The 20,731-nt window shown below is 65.4% G+C and carries 25 protein-coding genes; 12 read left to right on the top strand and 13 right to left on the bottom strand.

Annotated features, from left to right (window positions below):
- Positions 1-17 precede the first annotated feature (17 nt).
- The 5 genes from K8U54_RS22640 to K8U54_RS22620 all read right to left on the bottom strand — a co-directional run bounded on the left by K8U54_RS22640 (position 18) and on the right by K8U54_RS22620 (position 3,951).
- A complete protein-coding gene (locus K8U54_RS22640) occupies positions 18-755 on the bottom strand; it encodes an amino acid ABC transporter ATP-binding protein (protein ID WP_249907911.1) in 738 nt (245 codons plus the stop codon).
- The gene (locus tag K8U54_RS22635) at positions 736-1,392 is read right to left on the bottom strand and encodes an amino acid ABC transporter permease (RefSeq protein WP_249910501.1); all 657 of its coding nucleotides are present in this window, start codon (positions 1,390-1,392) and stop codon (positions 736-738) included. The genes K8U54_RS22640 and K8U54_RS22635 overlap by 20 nt, the downstream gene beginning before the upstream one ends.
- Positions 1,392-2,057: an amino acid ABC transporter permease gene (locus tag K8U54_RS22630; protein ID WP_074884968.1), complete on the bottom strand. Its 666-nt coding sequence runs from the start codon at positions 2,055-2,057 to the stop codon at positions 1,392-1,394. The genes K8U54_RS22635 and K8U54_RS22630 overlap by 1 nt, the downstream gene beginning before the upstream one ends.
- 9 nt (positions 2,058-2,066) lie before the next feature.
- On the bottom strand, positions 2,067-2,879 hold the full coding sequence (locus tag K8U54_RS22625) for a transporter substrate-binding domain-containing protein (RefSeq protein WP_434059970.1): 813 nt from the start codon (positions 2,877-2,879) through the stop codon (positions 2,067-2,069).
- A gap of 232 nt (positions 2,880-3,111) precedes the next feature.
- Entirely contained in the window at positions 3,112-3,951 is an 840-nt protein-coding gene (locus K8U54_RS22620; RefSeq protein WP_249907910.1) for a MurR/RpiR family transcriptional regulator, read from the bottom strand.
- A 132-nt stretch (positions 3,952-4,083) separates the two neighbouring features.
- On the opposite strand from K8U54_RS22620, the gene hpxX reads away from it, so the two are divergent.
- The 6 genes from hpxX to K8U54_RS22590 all read left to right on the top strand — a co-directional run bounded on the left by hpxX (position 4,084) and on the right by K8U54_RS22590 (position 9,121).
- Positions 4,084-4,272: an oxalurate catabolism protein HpxX gene (hpxX, locus tag K8U54_RS22615; protein ID WP_249907909.1), complete on the top strand. Its 189-nt coding sequence runs from the start codon at positions 4,084-4,086 to the stop codon at positions 4,270-4,272.
- A complete protein-coding gene (locus tag K8U54_RS22610; RefSeq protein WP_249907908.1) occupies positions 4,269-5,663 on the top strand; it encodes an AtzE family amidohydrolase in 1,395 nt (464 codons plus the stop codon). Before hpxX ends, K8U54_RS22610 begins: the two co-directional genes overlap by 4 nt.
- A 4-nt stretch (positions 5,664-5,667) precedes the next feature.
- Positions 5,668-6,051: an oxalurate catabolism protein HpxZ gene (gene hpxZ, locus K8U54_RS22605; RefSeq protein ID WP_249907907.1), complete on the top strand. Its 384-nt coding sequence runs from the start codon at positions 5,668-5,670 to the stop codon at positions 6,049-6,051.
- A gap of 149 nt (positions 6,052-6,200) precedes the next feature.
- Entirely contained in the window at positions 6,201-6,872 is a 672-nt protein-coding gene (gene mupP, locus K8U54_RS22600) for an N-acetylmuramic acid 6-phosphate phosphatase MupP (protein WP_249907906.1), read from the top strand.
- Between the two features lie 324 nt (positions 6,873-7,196).
- Positions 7,197-7,937, top strand: a complete 741-nt coding sequence (locus K8U54_RS22595) for a YciK family oxidoreductase (protein ID WP_249907905.1) — start codon at positions 7,197-7,199, stop codon at positions 7,935-7,937.
- A gap of 260 nt (positions 7,938-8,197) precedes the next feature.
- A complete protein-coding gene (locus K8U54_RS22590) occupies positions 8,198-9,121 on the top strand; it encodes a GGDEF domain-containing protein (RefSeq protein WP_249907904.1) in 924 nt (307 codons plus the stop codon).
- Positions 9,122-9,331: 210 nt separating this feature from the next.
- Here the strand turns inward: K8U54_RS22590 and rluB are convergent, their stop codons facing one another.
- The 6 genes from rluB to K8U54_RS22560 all read right to left on the bottom strand — a co-directional run bounded on the left by rluB (position 9,332) and on the right by K8U54_RS22560 (position 14,034).
- The gene (rluB, locus tag K8U54_RS22585) at positions 9,332-10,486 is read right to left on the bottom strand and encodes a 23S rRNA pseudouridine(2605) synthase RluB (protein WP_249907903.1); all 1,155 of its coding nucleotides are present in this window, start codon (positions 10,484-10,486) and stop codon (positions 9,332-9,334) included.
- 141 nt (positions 10,487-10,627) lie between these two features.
- Complete coding sequence (locus tag K8U54_RS22580; RefSeq protein WP_249910499.1) at positions 10,628-10,816, bottom strand: DUF1289 domain-containing protein; 189 nt, start codon at positions 10,814-10,816, stop codon at positions 10,628-10,630.
- Positions 10,813-11,634: an SMC-Scp complex subunit ScpB gene (scpB, locus tag K8U54_RS22575; protein WP_249907902.1), complete on the bottom strand. Its 822-nt coding sequence runs from the start codon at positions 11,632-11,634 to the stop codon at positions 10,813-10,815. Before scpB ends, K8U54_RS22580 begins: the two co-directional genes overlap by 4 nt.
- Before the next feature lie 47 nt (positions 11,635-11,681).
- A complete protein-coding gene (locus tag K8U54_RS22570) occupies positions 11,682-12,410 on the bottom strand; it encodes a segregation and condensation protein A (protein WP_249910498.1) in 729 nt (242 codons plus the stop codon).
- Positions 12,411-12,531: 121 nt separating this feature from the next.
- Entirely contained in the window at positions 12,532-13,158 is a 627-nt protein-coding gene (locus tag K8U54_RS22565; RefSeq protein WP_249907901.1) for an L-threonylcarbamoyladenylate synthase, read from the bottom strand.
- Positions 13,159-13,170: 12 nt separating this feature from the next.
- The gene (locus K8U54_RS22560; protein ID WP_249907900.1) at positions 13,171-14,034 is read right to left on the bottom strand and encodes a PHP domain-containing protein; all 864 of its coding nucleotides are present in this window, start codon (positions 14,032-14,034) and stop codon (positions 13,171-13,173) included.
- Between the two features lie 123 nt (positions 14,035-14,157).
- Between K8U54_RS22560 and K8U54_RS22555 the strand changes: the two genes are divergently transcribed.
- The 4 genes from K8U54_RS22555 (at position 14,158) to K8U54_RS22540 (ending at position 17,121) form a co-directional block, all read left to right on the top strand.
- On the top strand, positions 14,158-14,457 hold the full coding sequence (locus K8U54_RS22555; protein ID WP_249907899.1) for a YciI family protein: 300 nt from the start codon (positions 14,158-14,160) through the stop codon (positions 14,455-14,457).
- A gap of 21 nt (positions 14,458-14,478) precedes the next feature.
- Positions 14,479-15,162, top strand: a complete 684-nt coding sequence (locus K8U54_RS22550; RefSeq protein ID WP_249907898.1) for a response regulator transcription factor — start codon at positions 14,479-14,481, stop codon at positions 15,160-15,162.
- 121 nt (positions 15,163-15,283) lie between these two features.
- Positions 15,284-15,694, top strand: a complete 411-nt coding sequence (locus tag K8U54_RS22545) for a Spy/CpxP family protein refolding chaperone (RefSeq protein ID WP_249907897.1) — start codon at positions 15,284-15,286, stop codon at positions 15,692-15,694.
- A gap of 101 nt (positions 15,695-15,795) precedes the next feature.
- Complete coding sequence (locus K8U54_RS22540) at positions 15,796-17,121, top strand: sensor histidine kinase (RefSeq protein ID WP_249907896.1); 1,326 nt, start codon at positions 15,796-15,798, stop codon at positions 17,119-17,121.
- 157 nt (positions 17,122-17,278) lie between these two features.
- Here the strand turns inward: K8U54_RS22540 and K8U54_RS22535 are convergent, their stop codons facing one another.
- Together K8U54_RS22535 and K8U54_RS22530 are read right to left on the bottom strand one after the other, a co-directional pair.
- On the bottom strand, positions 17,279-17,851 hold the full coding sequence (locus K8U54_RS22535) for an NAD(P)H nitroreductase (protein ID WP_249907895.1): 573 nt from the start codon (positions 17,849-17,851) through the stop codon (positions 17,279-17,281).
- 453 nt (positions 17,852-18,304) lie between these two features.
- Positions 18,305-18,676 carry a YkgJ family cysteine cluster protein gene (locus K8U54_RS22530; RefSeq protein WP_249907894.1) on the bottom strand — a complete coding sequence of 124 codons (372 nt, stop codon included), beginning with the start codon at positions 18,674-18,676 and terminating at the stop codon, positions 18,305-18,307.
- Between the two features lie 166 nt (positions 18,677-18,842).
- On the opposite strand from K8U54_RS22530, the gene K8U54_RS22525 reads away from it, so the two are divergent.
- Together K8U54_RS22525 and K8U54_RS22520 are read left to right on the top strand one after the other, a co-directional pair.
- Positions 18,843-20,297 (top strand): TrkH family potassium uptake protein, encoded by a 1,455-nt coding sequence (locus K8U54_RS22525; RefSeq protein ID WP_249907893.1) that lies wholly within the window; start codon positions 18,843-18,845, stop codon positions 20,295-20,297.
- A gap of 60 nt (positions 20,298-20,357) precedes the next feature.
- Positions 20,358-20,675, top strand: a complete 318-nt coding sequence (locus K8U54_RS22520) for an Mpo1-like protein (protein ID WP_249907892.1) — start codon at positions 20,358-20,360, stop codon at positions 20,673-20,675.
- Positions 20,676-20,731 lie beyond the last annotated feature (56 nt).

Here is a 20,731-nt window from a genome sequence, read left to right as displayed (position 1 = left end):
TCTCGTTCTGGTGACGCTCAGTTCAGTCCGCGTACGGACGAGATGAATTGCTTGAGTTCGGCGCTCTGCGGGTTGGCGAACAGCTCGCGGCTGGGGCCCTGCTCCCATACCCGCCCCTGGTGCATGAACACCACGCGGTCGCCGACTTCCTGGGCGAAGTTCATTTCGTGGGTGACCAGGATCAGGGTCATGCCCTCCTTGGCCAGTTGCTCGAGCACCTTGAGCACCTCGCCGACCAGCTCCGGGTCCAGCGCCGAAGTGATTTCGTCGCACAGCAGCACCTTGGGCGACATGGCCAGCGCCCGGGCAATGGCGACGCGCTGCTGCTGGCCGCCGGAAAGGCTCGCCGGGTAATAGTCCAGGCGATCACCGAGGCCCACCTTCTCGAGCATGCGCGCCGCCAGCTCACGGCACTCGGCATCGCTCTTCTTCAGCACGCGGCGTGGCGCCAGCATGACGTTCTCACGGGCGGTCATGTGCGGGAACAGGTTGAAGCTCTGGAACACCATGCCCACCGAGCGACTGATCTCCCGGGCCTGGGAGTCGCGATCGGTGACGGTCATGCCGCCAAGCTTGATGCTGCCGTCCTGGTAGCCCTCCAGCCCATTGATGCAGCGCAACAAGGTGCTCTTGCCCGAGCCACTGCGGCCGATGATCGACACCACCTCGCCGACCTCGATATCGAGATCGACCCCCTTGAGCACGTGGTTGTCGCCGTAGTACTTATGTACCTGATCAATGGTGATGAGCGGCATTGAATTTCTTCTCCAGATACTGGCTGTAACGCGACAGCGGATAACACATCAGGAAGTAGCCCAGCGCCACCAGACCGAACACCTTGAAGGGCTCGTAGGTGACGTTGTTGAGGATGGTGCCGGCCTTGGTCAGCTCGACGAAGCCGATGATCGACGCCAGCGCGGTGCCCTTGATCACCTGCACGGCGAAGCCCACGGTGGGCGCGATGCCGATGCGCAGCGCCTGGGGCAGGATGACGCGAAACAGGGTCTGCCCGACGTCCAGCCCCAGGCAGCGACAGGCTTCCCACTGGCCACGGGGTAGCGCGCGGATGCTGCCATGCCAGATATCCACCAGAAACGCACTGGTATAGAGGGTCAGCGCCAGCGAGGCTGCGGTCCAGGGCGACACATCGATGCCCAGCAAGGCCACGCCGAAGAATGCCAGGAACAGCTGCATCAGCAGCGGCGTGCCCTGGAACAACTCGGTGTAGCCGCGAACCAGCCAGTGCGGCCAGGCGCGCTTGGACAGTCGCGCCATGACCAGCGGAATGGCCACCAGGGTGCCGCCGATGAATGCGGTCAGAGACAGCAGAACGGTCCAGCGCGCAGCCAGCAGCAGGTTGCGCAGGATGTCCCAGTCGGTGAAGGTGGTCATCATGGCTGCTCTCCAAACCACTTGCGCCCGACCGCCAGCAGCAACTGGCGCATGGCGATGGACAGCGCCAGGTACATCAGGGTGGTCACCAGATACACCTCGAAGCTCAGGAAGGTACGCGACTGGATCAGGTTGGCGGCGAAGGTCAGTTCCTCATGGGACACCTGGGAAACCACCGACGAGCCAAGCATCACGATGATGCACTGGCTGACCAGCGCCGGATAAATGCGCTTCAGCGATGGCGGCAACACCACCCGCACGAAGGTTTGCGTGCGGCTCAGGCCCAGCACGCGGCCGGCCTCCCACTGGCCACGGGGCGTGACCTGGATACCGGCGCGGATGATCTCGGTGCTGTAGGCCCCCAGGTTGATCAGCATGGCCAGCAACGCCGCCTCCCCCGCCGTCAGCTTCACCCCCAGGTTGGGCAGGCCGAAGACGATGAAGAACAGCTGCACCACGAACGGCGTGTTGCGAATCAGCTCGACGTAGACGCCCCAGAGGCGACCGAGCATGCTCGGCCGGCCGCTGCGCAGGGCCGCGCCAAGAATGCCCAGGGCCACACCGCCCACGGTCGCCATCACCGTGAGCTGGATGGTCACCCACAGGCCGGAGAGCAGCTCCGGCCAGTAGGGCCACAGGGCGGAAAAATTCAGCTGCGCCATCATCGTCAGCCCTTACGCGCCCAGATTCGCCGGCAGTGGCGCCTTCAGCCACTGTTCGGAGAGGCCATTGAGGGTGCCATCGGCCTTGGCCTGCTCGATCAGCGCGTCGACCCTGGCTTTCAGCGCCGCTTCGCCCTTGCGCAGGCCGATGTAGCAGGGCGAATCCTTGAGCATGAATTTGGCGACGGGCGCGCGGGCAGCGTTCTGGCGCTCGATGGCGGCGACCACCAGGTTGCCAGTGGCCACATACTCCACCTGCCCGGACAGGTACGCCGACAGCGTGGTGTTGTTGTCTTCGTAACGCCTGACCTGGGCACCTGCGGGTGCCACCTCGGTGAGCACCATGTCCTCCACGGCGCCGCGGGTCACGCCAATCGACTTGCCGACCAGCTCGTCGGCCTTCTCCAGGGTGCTGTCCTTGGCGCCGAACACGCCAAGGAAGAACGGCGCATAGGCCGCACTGAAATCGATCACCTGTTCACGCTCGGCATTCTTGCCCAGGCTGGAAATCACCAGGTCGACCTTGTCGGTCTGCAGGTACGGCACCCGGTTGGCACTGGTGACCGGCACCAATTGCAACTTAAGTTTCATCTCCTTGGCCAGGTACCTGGCCATGTCGATGTCATAGCCCTGGGGCTGCAGGTCGGTGCCCACGGAGCCGAAGGGCGGGAAATCCTGAGGCACGGCGACACGGATCACCCCGCGCTTTTCGATCTCTTGCAACTGGTCGGCCAGCGCGGTGGCCGCCTGGGTCAACAGCAGGCCAGCGGTCAGCAGTGCAATCAATCCCTTCTTCATCGGCTTCACCCCATCATCGTCAGTCATGAAACAAAAGATTCGTAATTTTCGAATCTGCAACCAACGTGCCAGAGCATTTTCTGGCCATGCTTTTTCCTGACAACGCCTGCCAGAGCGGCCTGCAAGCCAACCACCATGGGCATTGCGAGCGAGTGCTAGCGCTTCACGAGCACGATAAAGAGGCGAAACACGCGCATAGAACGCCACAAAAAAGGGCGCCATCTGGCGCCCTCATACTGCTTCGCACCACAAAGGCGCACTAACGCTGTTCCAATTCGTCCAGCTGCCCATACAGCCCGGCAATCTGGTGAATGCGCTGACGCCCGTGGCTCAGTTGCTCGTGCAACAGCGCATTGACCAACAGGTTGATCAGGCTGTTGGCGCTGGCATAGCTGTCGAATGCCGACACGCTGTCCAGCGGCGCACACAGATGCCAGCGGGCCAGTTCGATGACGCCCTGGGCCTGGGGCTCGCAGATCACCAGGGTGGGCACCTGTTGGGCCTGCAGGGCTTGCAGGAGCGGGCGAATGACCCGTGGGCGCCGCCTGAAGCCCAGCACCACCACCAGGTCGTCGCCGGCCAGGTCGACCAGTTCCTCGGCCAGCGTCTGTCCCGGCTGCGGCAACACCTGCACCCCGCTGCGCACCTGCAGCAGTTGCTGGCGCAGGTGCAGGGCCACGGGAAAGGCATTGCGCATACCGACCACGAAGACCCGCCTGCTACTGCCCAGCGCCCGGACCACCTCACCGAATTGCTCGGCATCGATGGCATTTACCCACTGGGCAAGGTTGGCCATCTCCTGCTTGTAATGGCGGGCCAGCAGGGTGTTGCCCTGCACCACGTCGCGGTTGTCGGCCACCGGCAGCCCGCTCTGGCGCAGGTTGCGCTGTTCCTCGCGCATGTCCTTGTATTTCTCGTAGCCCAGGCGCTTGAACAACCGGCTGACGGTGGCCTTGGAGACCCCGGCGAGCCGAGCCAGCTCGGCGCTGTTGTAGCTGACCAGGTCATCGTAGTGGTCGAGCACGAAGTCAGCGATGCGCTGCTCCTGTGGCGCGAGCTGTGCATAGTGGCAGCGCAGACGTTCATCGAGTCGAGTCATGGAGGGCGCCTTGTAACTTTCGTTTCATTCGGTCGATGATATAGGAAGTACTCATCTGCCTGAAATCGCCACGCCTCAATTCATTAAAAGCGCACCGAGGTGCCGAGCCGCCACCTTCGCGAGGAGAACACCATGACCCCGATCACCCCCGACTGCGCTGCCTATGTCGCCCAGATGGAACAGGTTCTGGCCCTGGAGCTGGACGACGCCCGGCGCCAGGAGCTGCTTACCCAGTTCAGCCGCATCGCCGCGATGGCAGCGCCGCTGATGGCCTTCCCGCTCGATGATCGACTGGAAGTCGCCGGGGTGTACCAGGCATGAATCCGGCCCTGCTTTCCATCAGCGAACTCAGTAAGGCCCTGGCGGCGGGCGAGCTCAGCGCCGGGGAAATTACCGAGCACAGCCTGGCAGCCATCGAGCGCCAGAATCCGGCGATCAACGCCTGGACGCAGATCACCGGGCAGCGCATGCGCGACGAGGCCGAGCGGCTGGATCGCCAGCGACGGGAAGGCTCGCCCCTGCCGCCATTGGCAGCGGTGCCCTATGCAGTGAAGAACCTGTTCGACGTCGCCGGCTACTCGACCCTGGCCGGCGCGCGGCTGTTCCAGAACCGACCGGCCGCGCAGCTCGACGCCTGGGCCGTGCGCCAGCTGTCGGCCAGTGGCGCCCTGCTCTCGGGGATGTTGAACATGGATGCCTACGCCTACGGGTTCACCACGGAAAACACCCACTTCGGCGCGACCCGCAACCCCCATGACCTGTCGCGCATCGCCGGTGGTTCCTCCGGCGGCTCGGCGGCGGCGGTAGCAGCCGGCCTGGTGAACTTCTCCCTGGGCAGCGACACCAACGGCTCCATTCGCGTGCCCGCCTCGCTCTGCGGAATCTTCGGCCTCAAGCCCACCTTCGGCCGGCTGTCACGCAGCGGCTCGCACCCGTTCGTGGGCAGCCTCGACCATATCGGGCCGCTGGCGCGCAGCAGCGCCGACCTTGCCGCGGTCTACGACGCGCTGCAGGGCTATGATCCGGCGGACGGTTTCCAGGCCAGCCAGCCGCCGCAAGCCGTATCGGAGAGTCTCGAGCAGGATCTGGGTGGCCTGCGCGTCGGCGTGCTGGGTGGCTACTTCCAGCAGTGGTGCGACGACAGCGCCCGCGACGCCGTGGCCCGGGCCGCCAAGGCCCTGAACGCCAGCGAAGAAATCACCCTGGCCGACGCCGAACTGGCGCGTACGTCGGCGTTCATCATCAGCGCCAGCGAAGGCGGCAACGCCTACCTGCCGGCACTGCGCAGCTCACCGGAGGTGTTCGAGCCGCTGTCGCGCGAGCGCCTCCTGGCCGGCGCGATGATTCCCGCCGCCTGGTACGTCCAGGCGCAGCGTTTCAGGCGGCATTTCCAGAATCAGGTACTGCCGCTTTTCAACGATATCGACGTGCTGATCGCCCCGGCGACGCCCACCAGCGCGACGCCCATTGGCCAGGAAACCCTGCGCCTCAATGGCGTCGACCTGCCCACCCGCGCCAGCATGGGCATGCTGGCGCAGCCGATTTCCTTTCTCGGCCTGCCGGTGGTCAGCGCGCCGCTGCGCACAGCCGCCGGCCTGCCGATCGGCGTGCAACTGATCGCCGCGCCCTTTCGCGAAGACGCATGCCTGCGTGCTGCCGCAGCCTTGGAGCGCATGGGCATCGCGCAAGCCCAAGCCGTGAATCTGGAGTGAAGCCATGAACCCTGAACAACTGGACCTGCCCGCCGTGCAGGCAGAAGTCACCGCTGCCTTCCAGCGCTACGAACAGGCGTTGATCAGCAATGATATCGCCGTGCTCGACGAGCTGTTCTGGCACGATGCGCGCACGGTTCGCCTGGGGGCCGCCGAGAACCTCTACGGCATCGACGAGATCCGTGCATTCCGCGCCGCGCGACCAGCCGCCGGCCTGTACCGCGAGCTGCGTAATACGGTGATCACCACCTACGGCGAGGACTTCGCCGTATGCAGCACCGAGTTCACCCGCGAAGGCAGCCAGCGCATCGGCCGCCAGCAGCAGAGCTGGGTGAAGCTGGACGGCCGGTGGCGCATCGTTGCCGCCCAGGTCAGCCTGATGAGCTGAGCGGCTGCACGCTGCGACAAACTGACATACAGTAGGAGCACCTGTGCCGCCCCATCGGGCATCGTAAACTGGCAACATGCGCTTCATGCCCGTTGCCCACGCCAGTGCGGGCACACGCCAACGCTAGACTCGAATTCCAAGGAGGCCTGATGCGCTTGCGCGCGGTTCTTTTCGACATGGATGGCACGCTGCTCGACAGCGCGCCGGACTTCATCGCCATCTGCCAGGCCATGCGCGCCGAGCGCGGGCTGCCGCCGGTGGAAGAAAAGCTGATTCGCGACCACGTCTCCGGCGGCGCCCGGGCGATGATTCTCAATGCCTTCGACATCGACCCGATGAGCCCGGGTTTCGAAGCCTTGCGCCTGGAATTCCTGGAGCGCTACCAGGACCATTGCGCGGTGCTGACCCGGCCCTACGAGGGCATCGAGCCGCTGCTCGAGGACATCGAGCGGGCCAAGCTGATCTGGGGCGTGGTGACCAACAAGCCGCTGCGTTTCGCCGAGCCGATCATGCAGCGCCTGGATCTTGCCGAGCGCTCCTCGATCCTGATCTGCCCGGACCACGTGACGCGCAGCAAGCCGGACCCCGAGCCGATGCTCCTGGCCTGCTCGACCCTCAGGCTCGACCCGGCCAGCGTGCTGTTCGTCGGCGACGACCTGCGCGACATCGAATCCGGCCGCGACGCCGGCACCAAGACCGCGGCGGTCACCTACGGCTACATCCACCCCGACGACAACCCCCGCCACTGGGGCGCCGACGTGGTGGTCGATCATCCGCTGGAGCTGCGCAAGGTGCTCGATCAGGCGCTGTGCAGCTGCTGAGGCCCTGCTCATAATCTTTCAATCTTGGCAGCTAAGGGACGGAAGCGGACGTAGGGTGGATGACGCTTTTTTCATCCACCATCGCGGTTTCGAAGCGGTGGACGGATGAAGCGTCGTCCACCCTACAAAAGCGCCCGATGCCCTCTTCTGTCTTGTAGCTGCCGCTGAATGCACATAAAAATCGTGAGCAGGTTCCGGGATCACCGCTGCTTCATTGATAGCGATCAGCAGCCAACCACCCACCGCTGTTTAGGATTAATCCCGCCAGAGTGACGGCGGGCTTCGTCCGCCAACTCACACCCAGAAATCCGAAGGACTCTTACCATGTTCGATTACAGCGCCCGCCCCGACCTGCTCAAGGATCGCGTGATCCTGGTGACCGGCGCCGGCCGGGGAATCGGCGCCGCCGCGGCGCGTACCTACGCGGCCCACGGCGCCACCGTGCTGCTGCTGGGCAAGAGCGAAGAGAACCTGGCGCGCACCTACGACGCCATCGAGCAGGCGGGCCACCCGCAGCCGGTGGTGATTCCCTTCGACCTTGAAACAGCGCTGCCGCACCAGTACGACGAGCTGGCGGCGATGGTAGAGAAAGAATTCGGCAAGCTCGACGGCCTGCTGCACAACGCCTCGATCATCGGCCCGCGCACGCCGCTGGAGCAGCTGTCGGGCGATAATTTCATGCGCGTCATGCAGGTCAACGTCAACGCCATGTTCATGCTGACCAGCACCCTGCTGCCGCTGCTCAAGCTGTCCACCGATGCCTCGGTGGTGTTCACCTCCAGCAGCGTCGGCCGCAAGGGGCGCGCCTACTGGGGTGCCTACGCGGTGTCCAAGTTCGCCACCGAAGGGCTGATGCAGGTGATGGCCGATGAAATCGAGGGCATCACCGCGATTCGCGCCAACAGCGTCAACCCGGGCGGCACCCGCACCGACATGCGCGCCCAGGCCTACCCGGGTGAAGACCCGCAGACCCGGCCGACTCCGGAGGCCATCATGCCGGTCTATCTCTACCTGATGGGGCCGGACAGCCAGGGCATCAACGGCCAGGCATTCGACGCGCAGTAACCGCTGCGGCTGGTGCTCTGCAGCCGCTTTGGCATTCCTTTTTTCATCGACGGTGGCTGCGACATTAATTTGTCGCAGCCACCTTGGAATCGGCAATTGCTTGCCGTCATTCTGACGGCCGTTTGCCACTACTGGCTCTCTGCCTGCATCCAATCGTCGCAACCCATTGAACCTGAAGGCTTTCAGGCGAGCCTAAAAGACTGGCACGAAATTAGCTCTGTAGCTCACAAGCTGCAACGAAGCGCCAGAGGTTTATAAAAATGGTCCCACCCAGCCAGAAAAACACGATCGATTTCGACGCTGCCAAACTACAGCGCCTCGGTTTCTCACCCCGCAAGGAGCAGACCCGCCCGGTCAGCCTGGCACAGCTGCGCCAGCGCCTTGGCCTGCAGCTGCAGACCAGCCTGGACGCCGAGCGCATCCTCGCCCTCTTCTTTCGCGAGCTGCAGCACCTGGTTCCGGTGGACGCGCTGGGCTATCAGCACTCGAGCAGCGACCTGCGCCTGGACTTCGGCCAGCAGGCCAATCACTCGGCCACCTACCGCCTCAGCCACGAGAGCGAGTACCTGGGCGAGCTGACCTTCCGGCGGCGCCAGCGCTTTTCCGATCACGAACTGGCGCAGCTCGAATCCCTGCTGGCCAGCCTCATGTATCCGCTGCGCAATGCCCTGCTCTACCGCGTGGCGATTCAGAGCGCGCTGCGCGATCCGCTGACCAACACCGGCAACCGCATCGCCATGGATCAGGTGCTGGGCCGCGAGATCGAACTGGCGCGTCGTAATGGCCAGCCCCTGTCGCTGCTGATGCTGGATATCGATCACTTCAAGGGCATCAACGACGAGCACGGCCACAGCGCCGGTGATGAAGTGCTCAAGGCCGTCGCCACCACCATCAAGGATCAGTTGCGCAACATTGATATGGTGTTTCGCTATGGCGGTGAGGAGTTCCTGGTGCTGCTGTCAGGCACCCCGCGCGAAGGCGCGCAGCTGGTCGGCGAGCGCCTGCGTGAAGCGGTACTGGGTTTGCAGTGCGTGGCACAGGGCCGGACGGTGAAGATGTCCATCAGCCTGGGCTGTGCCACCCTGGAACGCGGCGAGTCGGCGGACGGTCTGCTCAACCGCGCCGACAAGGCCCTGTACAGCGCCAAGCGCAGCGGCCGCAACTGCCTGGCCATGGCCGTCTGACGGGCCCGGCAGCGAACCACGAAAAAGGGCCCCATCCGTGAGGACTGGGGCCCTTTTTTATCCGCTAGCTGGTGGCATGGCACCCGTGGGAGCGACTGCAGCCGCGAGCCCTTCGCAGGGTATCGCGGCCAAAGCCGCTCCTCCAGCTTGACCTGTGTGCTCCCCCTGTCGAAGGGGTTGCCCCCTGGGTTTACACGAGCTTTCAGCGTTTCACTGCGGCTTGCGGCTGCCGCGACCGAAGCCCGGACGCTGGCCATCGCCTGCCGGGCGGCTCCGGCGATTGTCGCCACCGGCCGGCTTGCGTGGCCCCCGCTCAGCGGGCTCGGCACGCTCGCCACGCGGTTTGCCCGGCTTCCTGCCGACATCGCGCGGGCGCTCGGCAACCGGCGTACCACGGGGCGAGTCACTGCGTGGCGAGCGCGGTGCACGGCTGGGGCGCTCGCCCTGCTCGTCACGCGAACTACGCTGCGCCGGCCCGCCATTGGCGGGGCGCAGGCTGCGCGCCGGGCGCTCACCACGGCCAACCGGCTTGGCGGCCTTGCGCTGCAGGCGGTCGAGCTTGTCGCGGGTCTTTTCCTTCATTTCCGGCAGGGCGACCGGCTTGAGGCCGACCTCCTCGCTGAGGATGTCGACTTCACGCTGGCTCATCTCGCGCCAACGGCCCATGGGCAGGTCGGAGGTCATGAACACCGGGCCGAAGCGCACGCGCTTCAGGCGGCTGACCACCAGCCCCTGGGATTCCCACAGACGGCGTACTTCGCGGTTACGGCCTTCCATGACCACGCAGTGGTACCAGTGGTTGAAGCCTTCACCACCCGGCGCTTCCTTGATGTCGGTGAACTTGGCCGGGCCGTCTTCGAGCATCACGCCCGCCTTGAGGCGCTCGATCATCTCCTCGTCCACCTCACCGCGTACGCGCACGGCGTATTCACGGTCCATCTGGTAGGACGGGTGCATCAGGCGATTGGCCAGCTCACCGTCGGTGGTGAACATCAACAGGCCGGTGGTGTTGATGTCCAGGCGGCCGATATTGATCCAGCGGCCCTCCTTCGGGCGTGGCAGGCGGTCGAACACGGTGGGGCGACCTTCCGGGTCGTCACGGGTGCAGATCTCGCCGTCGGGCTTGTTGTAGATCAGCACGCGGCGCACGGTCTCCGTCGCTTCTTCGCGGCGCAACAGACGACCATCGACGGAAATGGCGTCATGCAGATCGACACGCTGGCCAAGGCTGGCGTCGTTGCCATTGACCTTGACGCGACCGGCGGCGATCCAGGCTTCGATTTCGCGGCGCGAGGCCAGGCCCATGCGAGCCAGGACCTTCTGCAGTTTTTCGCCAGCGGGGCTGTATTCTTCGGTTTCACTCATCTGGGCACCTCCCGGTGTTTTCTGGTGATGGGACGACCAAGTCGTCGAAGGGGCGCGCATCATACGCGGATCAGCCGCGGCACGCACCTGGCAGCAGAGCATAGCCGGCGAGCGGTCTAGCGCCTGACCGCTGGTCGGCGGCTAGCGCTTGCGACGTGCTTTGCTGCCCATGGCCAGCAGGCGCATGTCGGCCTCGGCGGCGACCAGGCGCTGCTCGGCCTTGTCGAGCTTCTTCCAGGCCTTGATTTCCGCCTTGCTGCGCCCGCAGCCCAGGCAGATGCCGTCATCGAATTTGCAGACGCTGATGCAGGGGTCTTTCATGAAGTCTATTCGCGCTCGCTGGTGGACGGGTCATCCGCAGCGTTAGAGACCGTTTCCGGCGCATCGGGGTTCGACTCATCGGCCTCGCGCGCCAGGTCATCGAAGTCGGTTTTCAGGCCCTGCTCCATGGCATCGAGCTCGGCCAGCAGCGAGCCAAAGCTGGTTTCGGCCTTGCCCTGGGCGTCGGTCTCAGGCTCTGAATCCTCGTCCGCCAGGGCCAGATCGGCGCGCGCCTGCAGGCTCTGTGGCACGGCCGGGTCATCGTCGTCCTGGGCCAGGATCGGCTCGGGCTCCAGCTCGCGCAACGCCGCCAGGGGCGGCAGCTCGTCGAGGTTCTTCAGGTTGAAGTGATCGAGAAAGCCCTTGGTGGTGGCGAACATGGCGGGCCGGCCCGGCACGTCGCGGTAGCCGACCACGCGAATCCACTCGCGCTCCTGCAGGGTCTTGACGATCTGGCTGTTCACCGCCACGCCGCGGATCTCCTCGATCTCGCCGCGGGTGATCGGCTGCCGGTAGGCGATCAGTGCCAGGGTTTCCAGCATGGCTCGGGAGTAGCGCTGCGGGCGCTCTTCCCAGAGGCGGCCGACCCAGGGCGAGAAGGTATCGCGAATCTGCAGGCGATAACCGGAGGCCACCTCCTTGAGCTCGAAGGCCCGCCCCTTGCAACTGCCACCGAGAATCGCCAGCGCCTTGCGAAACACATCGGCCTCGGGGCGCTCGGCTTCCTCGAACAATTCCATGATCCGCTCGAACGACAGCGGCTTGCCGGACGCCAGCAGCAGGCCTTCGAGCAAGGTGGAGAGTTGTTTGGGATCGGACAGATTCATGGACGGGACATACCGAGCGCGGCCGTAAAAGCGGCGAGTCTAGCAGTTCATTCGAACGCGCTGTCGCCCTCTTCCACGCCTGCCACGCGCAGGCGCACGTGCACGGCGGCAAAGGCTTCGTTCTGCACCAGCTCGACCAGCGACTCCTTGACCAGTTCGAGAATCGCCATGAAGGTCACCACCACGCCAAGGCGACCTTCCTCGGCGGTGAACAGCTGCACGAACGGTACGAAGGCGCCGTCCTTGAGGCGGTCGAGCACCTCGCCCATGCGCTCGCGGGTGGACAGCGCCTCGCGGCTGACCTGATGGCTTTCGAACATGTCGGCGCGGCGCAGCACTTCGGCCATGGAGACCAGCAATTCCTGCAGGTCCACCGTCGGCAGCAGCTTGCGTGCCCGCGCCTCGGGCGCCTCGACCCGCGGCACGATCAGGTCGCGGCCGACCCGCGGCAGAGCGTCGATGCCTTCGGCGGCGGCCTTGAAACGCTCGTACTCGAGCAGGCGGCGAATCAGCTCGGCGCGCGGGTCGTCCTCCTCTTCTTCGGCCTCGGCCGAGCGCGGCAGCAGCATGCGCGACTTGATCTCGGCGAGCATGGCGGCCATCACCAGGTACTCGGCAGCCAGCTCCAGGCGCACCGTGTGCATCAGCTCGACGTAGCCCATGTACTGGCGGGTGATCTCCGCCACCGGGATGTCCAGCACGTCGATGTTCTGCTTGCGGATCAGGTAGAGCAGCAGGTCCAGCGGCCCCTCGAAGGCTTCGAGAAACACCTCCAGGGCATCCGGCGGGATGTACAGGTCGACGGGCAGCTCGGTGAGCGCCTCGCCATAGACCATGGCGAACGGCAGCTCCTGCTGGGCGCCGGCCTGGCTGTCGATGGTCTCGCTGGCCATCGAATCAGCGCGACTCGAAAGGCGACGGATCGCCGCAACCGACGCGAATCACCTCGGGCTCGTCGTCCAGCAGGCTGATCACCGTGGAGGCCTCCAGGCCGCCAAAGCCGCCATCGATGATCAGGTCCACCTGGTGCTCAAGCATCTGGCGCATCTCGTAAGGGTCGCTCATCGGCAGGTCTTCGCCGGGCAGGATCAGGCTGACGCTCATCATCGGCTCGCCGAGTTCTTCGAGCAGCGCCGCGGCGATCGGATGGCTGGGCACACGCAGGCCGATGGTGCGCCGCTTGGGGTGCAGCAGCATGCGCGGCACTTCGCGGGTGGCGTTGAGAATGAAGGTATAGGGCCCCGGCGTGTGGTTCTTCAGCAGCCGAAAGGCGGCGGTGTCGACCTTGGCGAAGGTGCTGAGCTGCGACAGGTCGCGGCACACCAGGGTGAAGTTGTGCTTGTCATCGAGCTGACGCAGGCGGCGGATACGCTCCATGGCGTTCTTGGCGCCCATCTGGCAGCCCACCGCGTAGGACGAGTCGGTCGGGTAGACCACCACGCCGCCATTACGGATGATGTCGACCGCCTGCTTGATCAGACGGGCCTGGGGGCTTTCCGGGTGGATCTGAAAAAACTGGCTCATGGCTAACCACTCTCAAACGGCTTCGTACGAGGGCGCGCAGCCGAAACGCGTCCATAACGGGGAAAGGTCATCGGGCAACGGCCGGTACAAGCCCAGCTCCGACCAGTCGCCAGGGGCGTGGAAGTCGCTGCCGACGCTGGCCAGCAGGCCGAACTCACGTGCCAGGATCGCCAGGCCACCGACCTGCTCGGCCGGCTGCATGCCATTGACCACTTCCAGCGAATGGCCGCCTGCCGCGGCGAATGCGGCCACCAGTTTGCGGCGCTTGCTGCGTGTGAAATCGTACTGCCAGGGGTGGGCCAGGCTGATCCATGCGTTGGACTGGCGCAGCGTCTCGAGCGTTTCATCTAATGTGGGCCAGTGCTGCTTGACGTCGCCGAGCTTGCCGGAGCCCAGCCATTTGCGAAAGGCGTCGGCGCGATCCCTGACGAAGCCGCCGCGCACCAGGAACTCCGCGAAATGCGGGCGCGCCGGCGCGTTATCGCTTTCGCCCTGGGCCTGCTGGATGGCCCGTGCCCCTTGCAATGCGCCCTCCATGCCCTTGAGCGCCAGGCGCCGGGAAATCTCCTCGGCGCGCAGCCAGCGCCCCTGGTGCAGGTCGGCGATGGCCTGGCGCAAGGCCGGCGCCTCGCTGTCGAAGGCATAGCCCAATACGTGGATGGTCGCGCCGCCCCAGGTGCAGGACAGCTCGATGCCATTGACCAGTTGCACGCCCAGCTCGCTTGCCGTGGCTCGCGCTTCAGCGAGCCCTTCGAGGGTGTCGTGGTCGGTCAGCGCCAGCATGGTGACGCCGCGCCCGTGTGCCCGCGCGACCACCTCGGCAGGCGGCAGGGCGCCATCCGAAGCGGTGCTGTGGCAATGAAGATCAACCTGCATAAGGGGCGCTTTCCCGACGATTCATGTTTGTTATTATGCCGCGGCCGGCAGATTCCTGCCCCGCTATCGCGCTGTTTCTCGCTTCTTTTCTCGCGGCTCACCGCCTGGCCCACAAGGACCGACATGCTTTACGCCATCATCGCCACCGACGTGGAAAACTCCCTCGAGCTTCGCCTCTCCGTTCGCCCCGCTCACCTGGCCCGCCTGGAGCAGCTGAAAAGCGAAGGCCGCCTGGTACTGGCCGGCCCCAACCCGGCCATCGACAGCAACGACCCGGGCCCGGCGGGTTTCACCGGCAGCCTGATCGTCGCCGAGTTCGAGTCGCTGGAAGCCGCCAGAGCCTGGGCCAACGCCGACCCGTTCCGCACCGCGGGGGTTTACGCCGAGGTGGTGGTCAAGCCCTTCAAGCACGTACTGCCGTAACCGGGAATCGTCATCGCTGCCATGAATGAGCTGCTGCTGATCGACGACGACGTCGAACTCTGTGACCTGCTGGCCAGCTGGCTGACCCAGGAAGGCTTCCAGGTCACCGCCTGTCACGATGGCCAGGGCGCGCGCCAGGCACTGGCACAAAACACCCCGGACGCCGTGGTGCTGGACGTGATGCTGCCCGATGGCAGCGGCCTGGAGCTGCTCAAGCAGCTGCGCAGCGAGCACCCGGACTTGCCGGTGCTGATGCTTTCGGCCCGTGGCGAGCCACTGGACCGCATTCTCGGCCTGGAGCTGGGTGCCGACGACTACCTGGCCAAACCCTGCGACCCCCGCGAGCTGACCGCGCGCCTGCGCGCCGTGCTACGGCGCAGCCTGCCACCGGCCGTATCCAGCCAGATCGAGCTGGGCGACCTGCGCTTCAGCCCGGCCCGTGGCGTGGCGGCGTTGGGCGCCGAGGGTCAGGAGATCGTGCTGACCCTCTCGGAAAGCCGGGTGCTCGAAGCGCTGCTCAAGCAGCCCGGCGAGCCGGTGGACAAGCAGGCGCTCGCCCAACTGGCCCTGGGCCGCAAGCTGACCCTCTACGACCGCAGCCTGGACATGCACGTCAGCAACCTGCGCAAGAAGATCGGCCCGCACGCCGATGGTCGCCCGCGTATCGTGGCGCTGCGTGGCCGTGGCTACTACTACGCGAGCTGAGCATTTACACAGTACGGTCTCTCTTTACCTTGCCTTTACCTTGGCTGACTGCGCCTTACCTTGAACGCCCTAATCTGGGCACATCCGGCAACTGGCCGGTTTCGAGACAAGGAGAAACACCATGCGCAAGACCATGACCGCCCTGCTCCTCGCCATGACCCTGCCGACCCTGGCCATGGCCGCTCCCGGTGGCGATCACCGCCCAGGCGGCCCGGGCCTCGGCCCACGCATGTTCCATGAGCTGGACCTGAGCAAGGAACAGCAACGCCAGGTTCACAAGCTGATGGGCGAGCAGAGAAAGAACGACCGCGAACTGACCCAGCGCTACTTGGACAAGCTGCCCGAAGCCGACAAGAAGGCCCTGGAAAGCGAGCGCAAGGCCTCCCGCGAGAAGCAGCAAAGCGCCATTCGCGCCGTGCTGACGCCCGAGCAGCAGAAGACCTTCGACGAGCAGGTCGCCAAGATGAAGGAACGCAAGGCCGACCGCGAAGCCTTCGAAGCCTGGAAGGCCGAGCACAAGAAAGCCGGCTGACCTAGGGTCTGTTGCCCTGGCGCTGGCTGTGATCGCGGCCAGCCCGTTACCCGCCTGCGCCATTCACCTGGCGCAGGCTTTTGCCGTTTGAGGAGTCTCCTGTGCGCTCATTGTTCTGGCGAATCTTTGGCAGTTTCTGGCTGGCGATCGCCCTGGTCGCCGGCCTGTCCATGCTGCTCGGCCGCGCCCTGAATCAGGATGCCTGGATCCTCAACCAGCACCCGGGCCTGGAAGGCCTGCCGGCCGAATGGGTGCAGGCCTTCGAGAAAGCCGGCCCCAAGGCGGCGCAGGATCTGCTGGAGCAACGCAAACGGCGCTTTCGTATCGACACCCAGGTACTGACCGACGCCGGCCAGCCGGCGATTCGCGGGACCTTCCCGCCCCGTGCCGCCGCCATGGAAGAACGTAACAAAGGCGACAAACGCCTGCCCTGGCGGCGCCTGACCACCGACTACACCAGCCCGACAAGCGGCGAAACCTACCTGTTCATCTACCGTATTCCGCACCCGGAACTGGATGCCTGGCACCGCGGCAGCCTGCTGTGGCCGCTCAGCGCCCTGGGTATCGCCCTGGTGGTGCTGACCCTGCTGAGCCTGTTGCTGACCCTGTCCATCACCCGCCCGCTGGATCGCCTGCGCGGTGCGGTGCACGACCTGGGACAGACCGCCTACCAGCAGCACAGCCTGGCACGCCTGGCCAGCCGGCGCGACGAGCTGGGGGTGCTGGCCAATGACTTCAACCGCATGGGCGCCCGCCTGCAGGACCTGATCGCCAGCCAGCGCCAGTTGCTGCGTGACGTTTCCCACGAGCTGCGCTCGCCGCTGGCCCGCCTGCGCATCGCCCTGGCCCTGGCCGAGCGCGCCGAGCCCGCCGAACGGGAGAGGCTGTGGCCACGGCTGACCCGTGAATGCGACCGCCTGGAAGACCTGATCAGCGAGATCCTCGCCCTCGCCCGACTCGACGCCGAGCCCGGCGGCGCCCAGCCCATCGACCTGGCGCAACTGGCCGCCAAGCTGCGTGAGGACATGACCCTCAGCCACCCCGCCCAGCAGCTGGATGTCAGCCTGCAACCGGGCATGCACCTGCACGGCTGGCCGGCGATGATCGAGCGCGCCCTGGATAACCTGCTGCGCAATGCCCTGCGCTTCAACCCGGACGGCCAGCCGATCGAACTGAATGTCGTGCGCCGCGGCAACGAAGCGCACCTGGAAGTTCGCGACCATGGCCCCGGCGTGGCTGGCGAATACCTCGACCAACTGGGCGAACCGTTCTTCCGCGCCCCCGGCCAGGCGGCAGCCGGCCACGGCCTGGGGCTGGCGATCACCCGCCGCGCCGCGGAACGCCATGGCGGCCGCCTGCAGCTGCAAAACCACCCGGACGGCGGTTTCAGCGCCAAGCTGATCCTGCCGTTGGAAGCAGCGGGTTAACCTTTTATCGATAGCCTGCTAGCAGAGGTAGCTACCGCTCGGCACCCCCTGTGGGTGCGGGCGGGGACGCCCAGTCCATGCCCGCGAATTCGCGCGCATGGCGCGCGCCCACAAAGGGTCGCCAATGCATTTCACCCGGTACAAAGCGGGCTGGAAATCAGGCCTGGGCCTTGGCCACCCAGCCGCTGACGAACTCATCGACATTCACTGCCGGCGCCTCACGCAACTCGCGCTGCGGCGTGCCCAGGTACAGATAGCCGATCACCTGCTCGTTGGCCGCCAGGCCCAGGCCGGCGTCCACCACGGCATCGTGGGACAGTTCGCCGGTGCGCCACACCGCACCGATGCCCTGGGCGTAGGCGGCGAGCAGGATGCCGTGGGCGGCGCAGCCGGCGGCCAGCACCTGCTCCTGAGCCGGCACCTTGGGGTGTTCCTGGAGGCGGGCGATGACCACGATCATCAAGGGCGCGCGCAGCGGCATGTTGCGCGCCTTGGCCAGCGCCTCTTCGTCAGCATCGGGATATTTGCTCGCTATCGCCTCGGCGTACAGCGCGCCAAGGGCATGGCGCGCGTCCCCTTCGACGGTGAGAAACCGCCAGGGGCGCAGTTGACCATGATCGGGCGCACGCAGTGCCGCCTGGAACAGGCGCTCGCGCTGCTCGGCGGTCGGCGCCGGTTCGATCAGGCGCGGCGCGGAAACACGGTTGATCAGCGCTTCGAGGGCATCCATCGGCTCACCTCCAGGGAAAAGAACCGGGATTCTACCAGCCATGCCAGCCTCGCTCACCACAGCTCGCCCGTAGCCTGACGTTGAGCGAAGCGATACCCAGGACGTTTTCCCGGGTGTCGCTGCGCTCGACCCGGGCTACAAATAACGGCGATCAAGGCAATGAAGCCAGCACACTAGGGTCTGTTGCCGTTTCAACGCGAGCCGCGTTGCCGCGAGAAATCTCGCCAGGCTAGGCGGAGGACGCAGGTAATGGACTAGCCGTCCGCGTTTTCCCTTGCCAAGTCCTCCAACGACGCATGGCGAGATTTCCCGCACAACCCGTAGGGCCGGGCCCGTTTTGTCGCGATGCGGCGTTTCTCGCCGGCTCATTTAGCCCGCTAAACTTCGCGGCTCGTGCCTTGCCTCGCGGCAAAACGGGCTCCGGCGCGGCCGTGCGTGAAACGGCAACAGACCCTAGGCCACCCGATCCGGTGACAGCTCCGGCTGCAAGGGCGGCGTCAGCGGCGGCAGGCCATAGGCCTTGCGGGCATCGTCGCAGCGCGGATTGTGTACGCCATTGACCCAGGACGCCTCGAATTCGCGGCAGGTGCTGGAGCGCTGCTCGTACAGCGTGCAGCGCGTGCCCTGGCCGACATCGCCGAGCAGCGCGTTGCAGCGTGCCGGCTTGACGTCGGTGCCGCGCATGGCAACGCGATGGGGGGTGATCTGGATGACCTGCTCGTCCGGCACGCTGCCGCCGGCGGATTGGCACTCGCCCCAGAAGAAGGACACACGAAAATACGCGCAGCAGGCGCCGCACGTGAGACAAGGATTGCTTTCGGACATGATGAGAGGGCTCAGAAACCGGCAAGGGCCGGCACCTGGCCGCGTATTCTATGCACTGCCAGCCCGTTGTAAAGAGGCCTGAAAGCGCCTGACGACGGGCGTGCTGGCAGGTTTACAGCGGTGCAGGCACAGGTAGAATGGCGCCACTTTTTCGCGGATAAAACCGATGGCCTGGCCGACCCTACGACTCATCGCGTTCATCAATGGGATTTTCCTGATCACCCTGGCCATTGGTATGATCGGCCCGATGTTCACCCTGTTCGTCTTCGACCGTGCCGAGCAGGTGAGCCCCTTCGCCTGGTCCAGCCTGATCACCTTTATCGCCGGGCTGTCGATGATCGCCCGCGGCAGGCCCAGGGACGTTCACCTGCGCCCCCGCGACATGTACCTGCTGACGGTGTCGAGCTGGCTGATGGTGTGCATCTTCGCCGCCCTGCCGTTCATGTTCACCCAGCACATGAGCTACACCGACGCCTTCTTCGAAAGCATGTCGGGCATCACTGCCACCGGCGCCACGGTGCTGATCGGCCTGGACAACATGTCGCCGGGCATCCTGATCTGGCGCTCGATGCTGCATTGGCTCGGTGGTATCGGCTTCATCGCCATGGCGGTGGCGATTCTGCCGATGCTGCGCATCGGCGGCATGCGCCTGTTCCAGACCGAGTCCTCGGACCGCTCCGACAAGGTCATGCCGCGCTCGCACATGGTCGCCAAGTACATGGCGGTGGCGTATTTCGGCATCAGCCTGCTCGGTTGCCTGGCCTTCTGGCTGGCCGGCATGAGTTTCTTCGATGCGATCAACCACAGCATGTCGGCGATTTCCACGGGCGGCTTCTCCACCTCGGACCTGTCCCTGGCCAAATGGACGCAGCCGGCCGTGCACTGGGTCGCCGTGGTGCTGATGATTCTCGGCAGCCTGCCGTTCGTGCTCTATGTCTCGACCTTGCGTGGCAACTACGGCGCCGTGCTGGGCGATCAGCAGGTGCGCGGCTTTCTCGGCATCCTGCTGAGCGTCTGGCTGAGCATGGGCACCTGGTATTACTTCACCACCGACCTGCACTGGCTCGATGCCCTGCGCCACGTGGCGGTCAACGCCACCTCGGTGATGACCACCACCGGCTTCGCCCTGGGCGACTACTCGCTGTGGGGCGGTTTCGCAGGCATGCTGTTCTTCTACCTGGGCTTCATCGGCGGCTGCTCGGGCTCCACGGCGGGCGGCCTGAAGATCTTCCGTTTCCAGGTCGCCTACATCCTGCTCAAGGCCAACCTGATGCAACTGGTGCACCCCCGTGCGGTGATCAAGCAGCAGTACAACCGCCACCGCCTGGACGAGGATATCGTCCGCTCGATCCTGACCTTCTCGTTCTTCTTCACCATCATCATCGCCGTGCTGGCCCTGGCCCTGACCCTCTGCGGTCTGGACTGGATCACCGCGCTGAGCGGCGCCGCCAGTACCGTGGCCGGCGTCGGCCCGGGCATGGGGCCGATCATCGGCCCGGCCGGCACCTATGCCAGCCTGCCGGACATGGCCAAATGGTTGCTGACCCTGGGCATGTTGCTGGGCCGCCTGGAAATCCTCACCGTGCTGGTGCTGTTGATGCCGGCGTTCTGGCGGCACTGACCCTGTTGCTGCAGCGGATCCCGGCCTAGACTCTGCTGACATAACAACAGGAAACCGCCGATGAGCAGCCAGCCCAGTGAACGTTTCAACTCCTTCGCCGAGTTCTATCCCTACTACCTGGAGGAGCACCGCCACCCGACCTGTCGGCGCCTGCACTACCTAGGCAGCCTGCTGGTGCTGATGGTGCTCGGCTATGCCCTGATCAGCGGGCAATGGCTGTGGCTGCTGGCCGTACCGGTGATCGGCTATGGTTTCGCCTGGGTCGGTCACTTCGCCTTCGAACGCAATCGCCCCGCCACCTTCCAGTATCCGCTGTACTCGCTGATGGGCGACTGGGTGATGCTCAAGGACATGCTCACCGGCCGCATCCGTTTTTGATCGGTTCTCAGGCGCGGCACCTGCCACGCCTGCCCAGCGCGATTGCCGGCGTCACA

This window comes from Pseudomonas fulva, assembly GCF_023517795.1.
Lineage (GTDB): Bacteria > Pseudomonadota > Gammaproteobacteria > Pseudomonadales > Pseudomonadaceae > Aquipseudomonas > Aquipseudomonas fulva_D.
Note: the sequence above shows the minus strand (reverse complement) of the source record. Positions and strands in the feature narration are given on the sequence as shown.

Excerpts from the sequence above, each read along its gene's own strand:
- K8U54_RS22640 (WP_249907911.1), bottom strand. The coding sequence starts at position 755 with ATGCCGCTCATCACCATTGATCAGGTACATAAGTACTACGGCGACAAC.
- K8U54_RS22635 (WP_249910501.1), bottom strand. The coding sequence starts at position 1,392 with ATGACCACCTTCACCGACTGGGACATCCTGCGCAACCTGCTGCTGGCT.
- K8U54_RS22630 (WP_074884968.1), bottom strand. The coding sequence starts at position 2,057 with ATGATGGCGCAGCTGAATTTTTCCGCCCTGTGGCCCTACTGGCCGGAG.
- K8U54_RS22625 (WP_434059970.1), bottom strand. The coding sequence starts at position 2,879 with ATGACTGACGATGATGGGGTGAAGCCGATGAAGAAGGGATTGATTGCA.
- K8U54_RS22620 (WP_249907910.1), bottom strand. The coding sequence starts at position 3,951 with ATGACTCGACTCGATGAACGTCTGCGCTGCCACTATGCACAGCTCGCG.
- hpxX (WP_249907909.1), top strand. The coding sequence starts at position 4,084 with ATGACCCCGATCACCCCCGACTGCGCTGCCTATGTCGCCCAGATGGAA.
- K8U54_RS22610 (WP_249907908.1), top strand. The coding sequence starts at position 4,269 with ATGAATCCGGCCCTGCTTTCCATCAGCGAACTCAGTAAGGCCCTGGCG.
- hpxZ (WP_249907907.1), top strand. The coding sequence starts at position 5,668 with ATGAACCCTGAACAACTGGACCTGCCCGCCGTGCAGGCAGAAGTCACC.
- mupP (WP_249907906.1), top strand. The coding sequence starts at position 6,201 with ATGCGCTTGCGCGCGGTTCTTTTCGACATGGATGGCACGCTGCTCGAC.
- K8U54_RS22595 (WP_249907905.1), top strand. The coding sequence starts at position 7,197 with ATGTTCGATTACAGCGCCCGCCCCGACCTGCTCAAGGATCGCGTGATC.
- K8U54_RS22590 (WP_249907904.1), top strand. The coding sequence starts at position 8,198 with ATGGTCCCACCCAGCCAGAAAAACACGATCGATTTCGACGCTGCCAAA.
- rluB (WP_249907903.1), bottom strand. The coding sequence starts at position 10,486 with ATGAGTGAAACCGAAGAATACAGCCCCGCTGGCGAAAAACTGCAGAAG.
- scpB (WP_249907902.1), bottom strand. The coding sequence starts at position 11,634 with ATGAATCTGTCCGATCCCAAACAACTCTCCACCTTGCTCGAAGGCCTG.
- K8U54_RS22565 (WP_249907901.1), bottom strand. The coding sequence starts at position 13,158 with ATGAGCCAGTTTTTTCAGATCCACCCGGAAAGCCCCCAGGCCCGTCTG.
- K8U54_RS22560 (WP_249907900.1), bottom strand. The coding sequence starts at position 14,034 with ATGCAGGTTGATCTTCATTGCCACAGCACCGCTTCGGATGGCGCCCTG.
- K8U54_RS22555 (WP_249907899.1), top strand. The coding sequence starts at position 14,158 with ATGCTTTACGCCATCATCGCCACCGACGTGGAAAACTCCCTCGAGCTT.
- K8U54_RS22550 (WP_249907898.1), top strand. The coding sequence starts at position 14,479 with ATGAATGAGCTGCTGCTGATCGACGACGACGTCGAACTCTGTGACCTG.
- K8U54_RS22545 (WP_249907897.1), top strand. The coding sequence starts at position 15,284 with ATGCGCAAGACCATGACCGCCCTGCTCCTCGCCATGACCCTGCCGACC.
- K8U54_RS22535 (WP_249907895.1), bottom strand. The coding sequence starts at position 17,851 with ATGGATGCCCTCGAAGCGCTGATCAACCGTGTTTCCGCGCCGCGCCTG.
- K8U54_RS22530 (WP_249907894.1), bottom strand. The coding sequence starts at position 18,676 with ATGTCCGAAAGCAATCCTTGTCTCACGTGCGGCGCCTGCTGCGCGTAT.
- K8U54_RS22525 (WP_249907893.1), top strand. The coding sequence starts at position 18,843 with ATGGCCTGGCCGACCCTACGACTCATCGCGTTCATCAATGGGATTTTC.
- K8U54_RS22520 (WP_249907892.1), top strand. The coding sequence starts at position 20,358 with ATGAGCAGCCAGCCCAGTGAACGTTTCAACTCCTTCGCCGAGTTCTAT.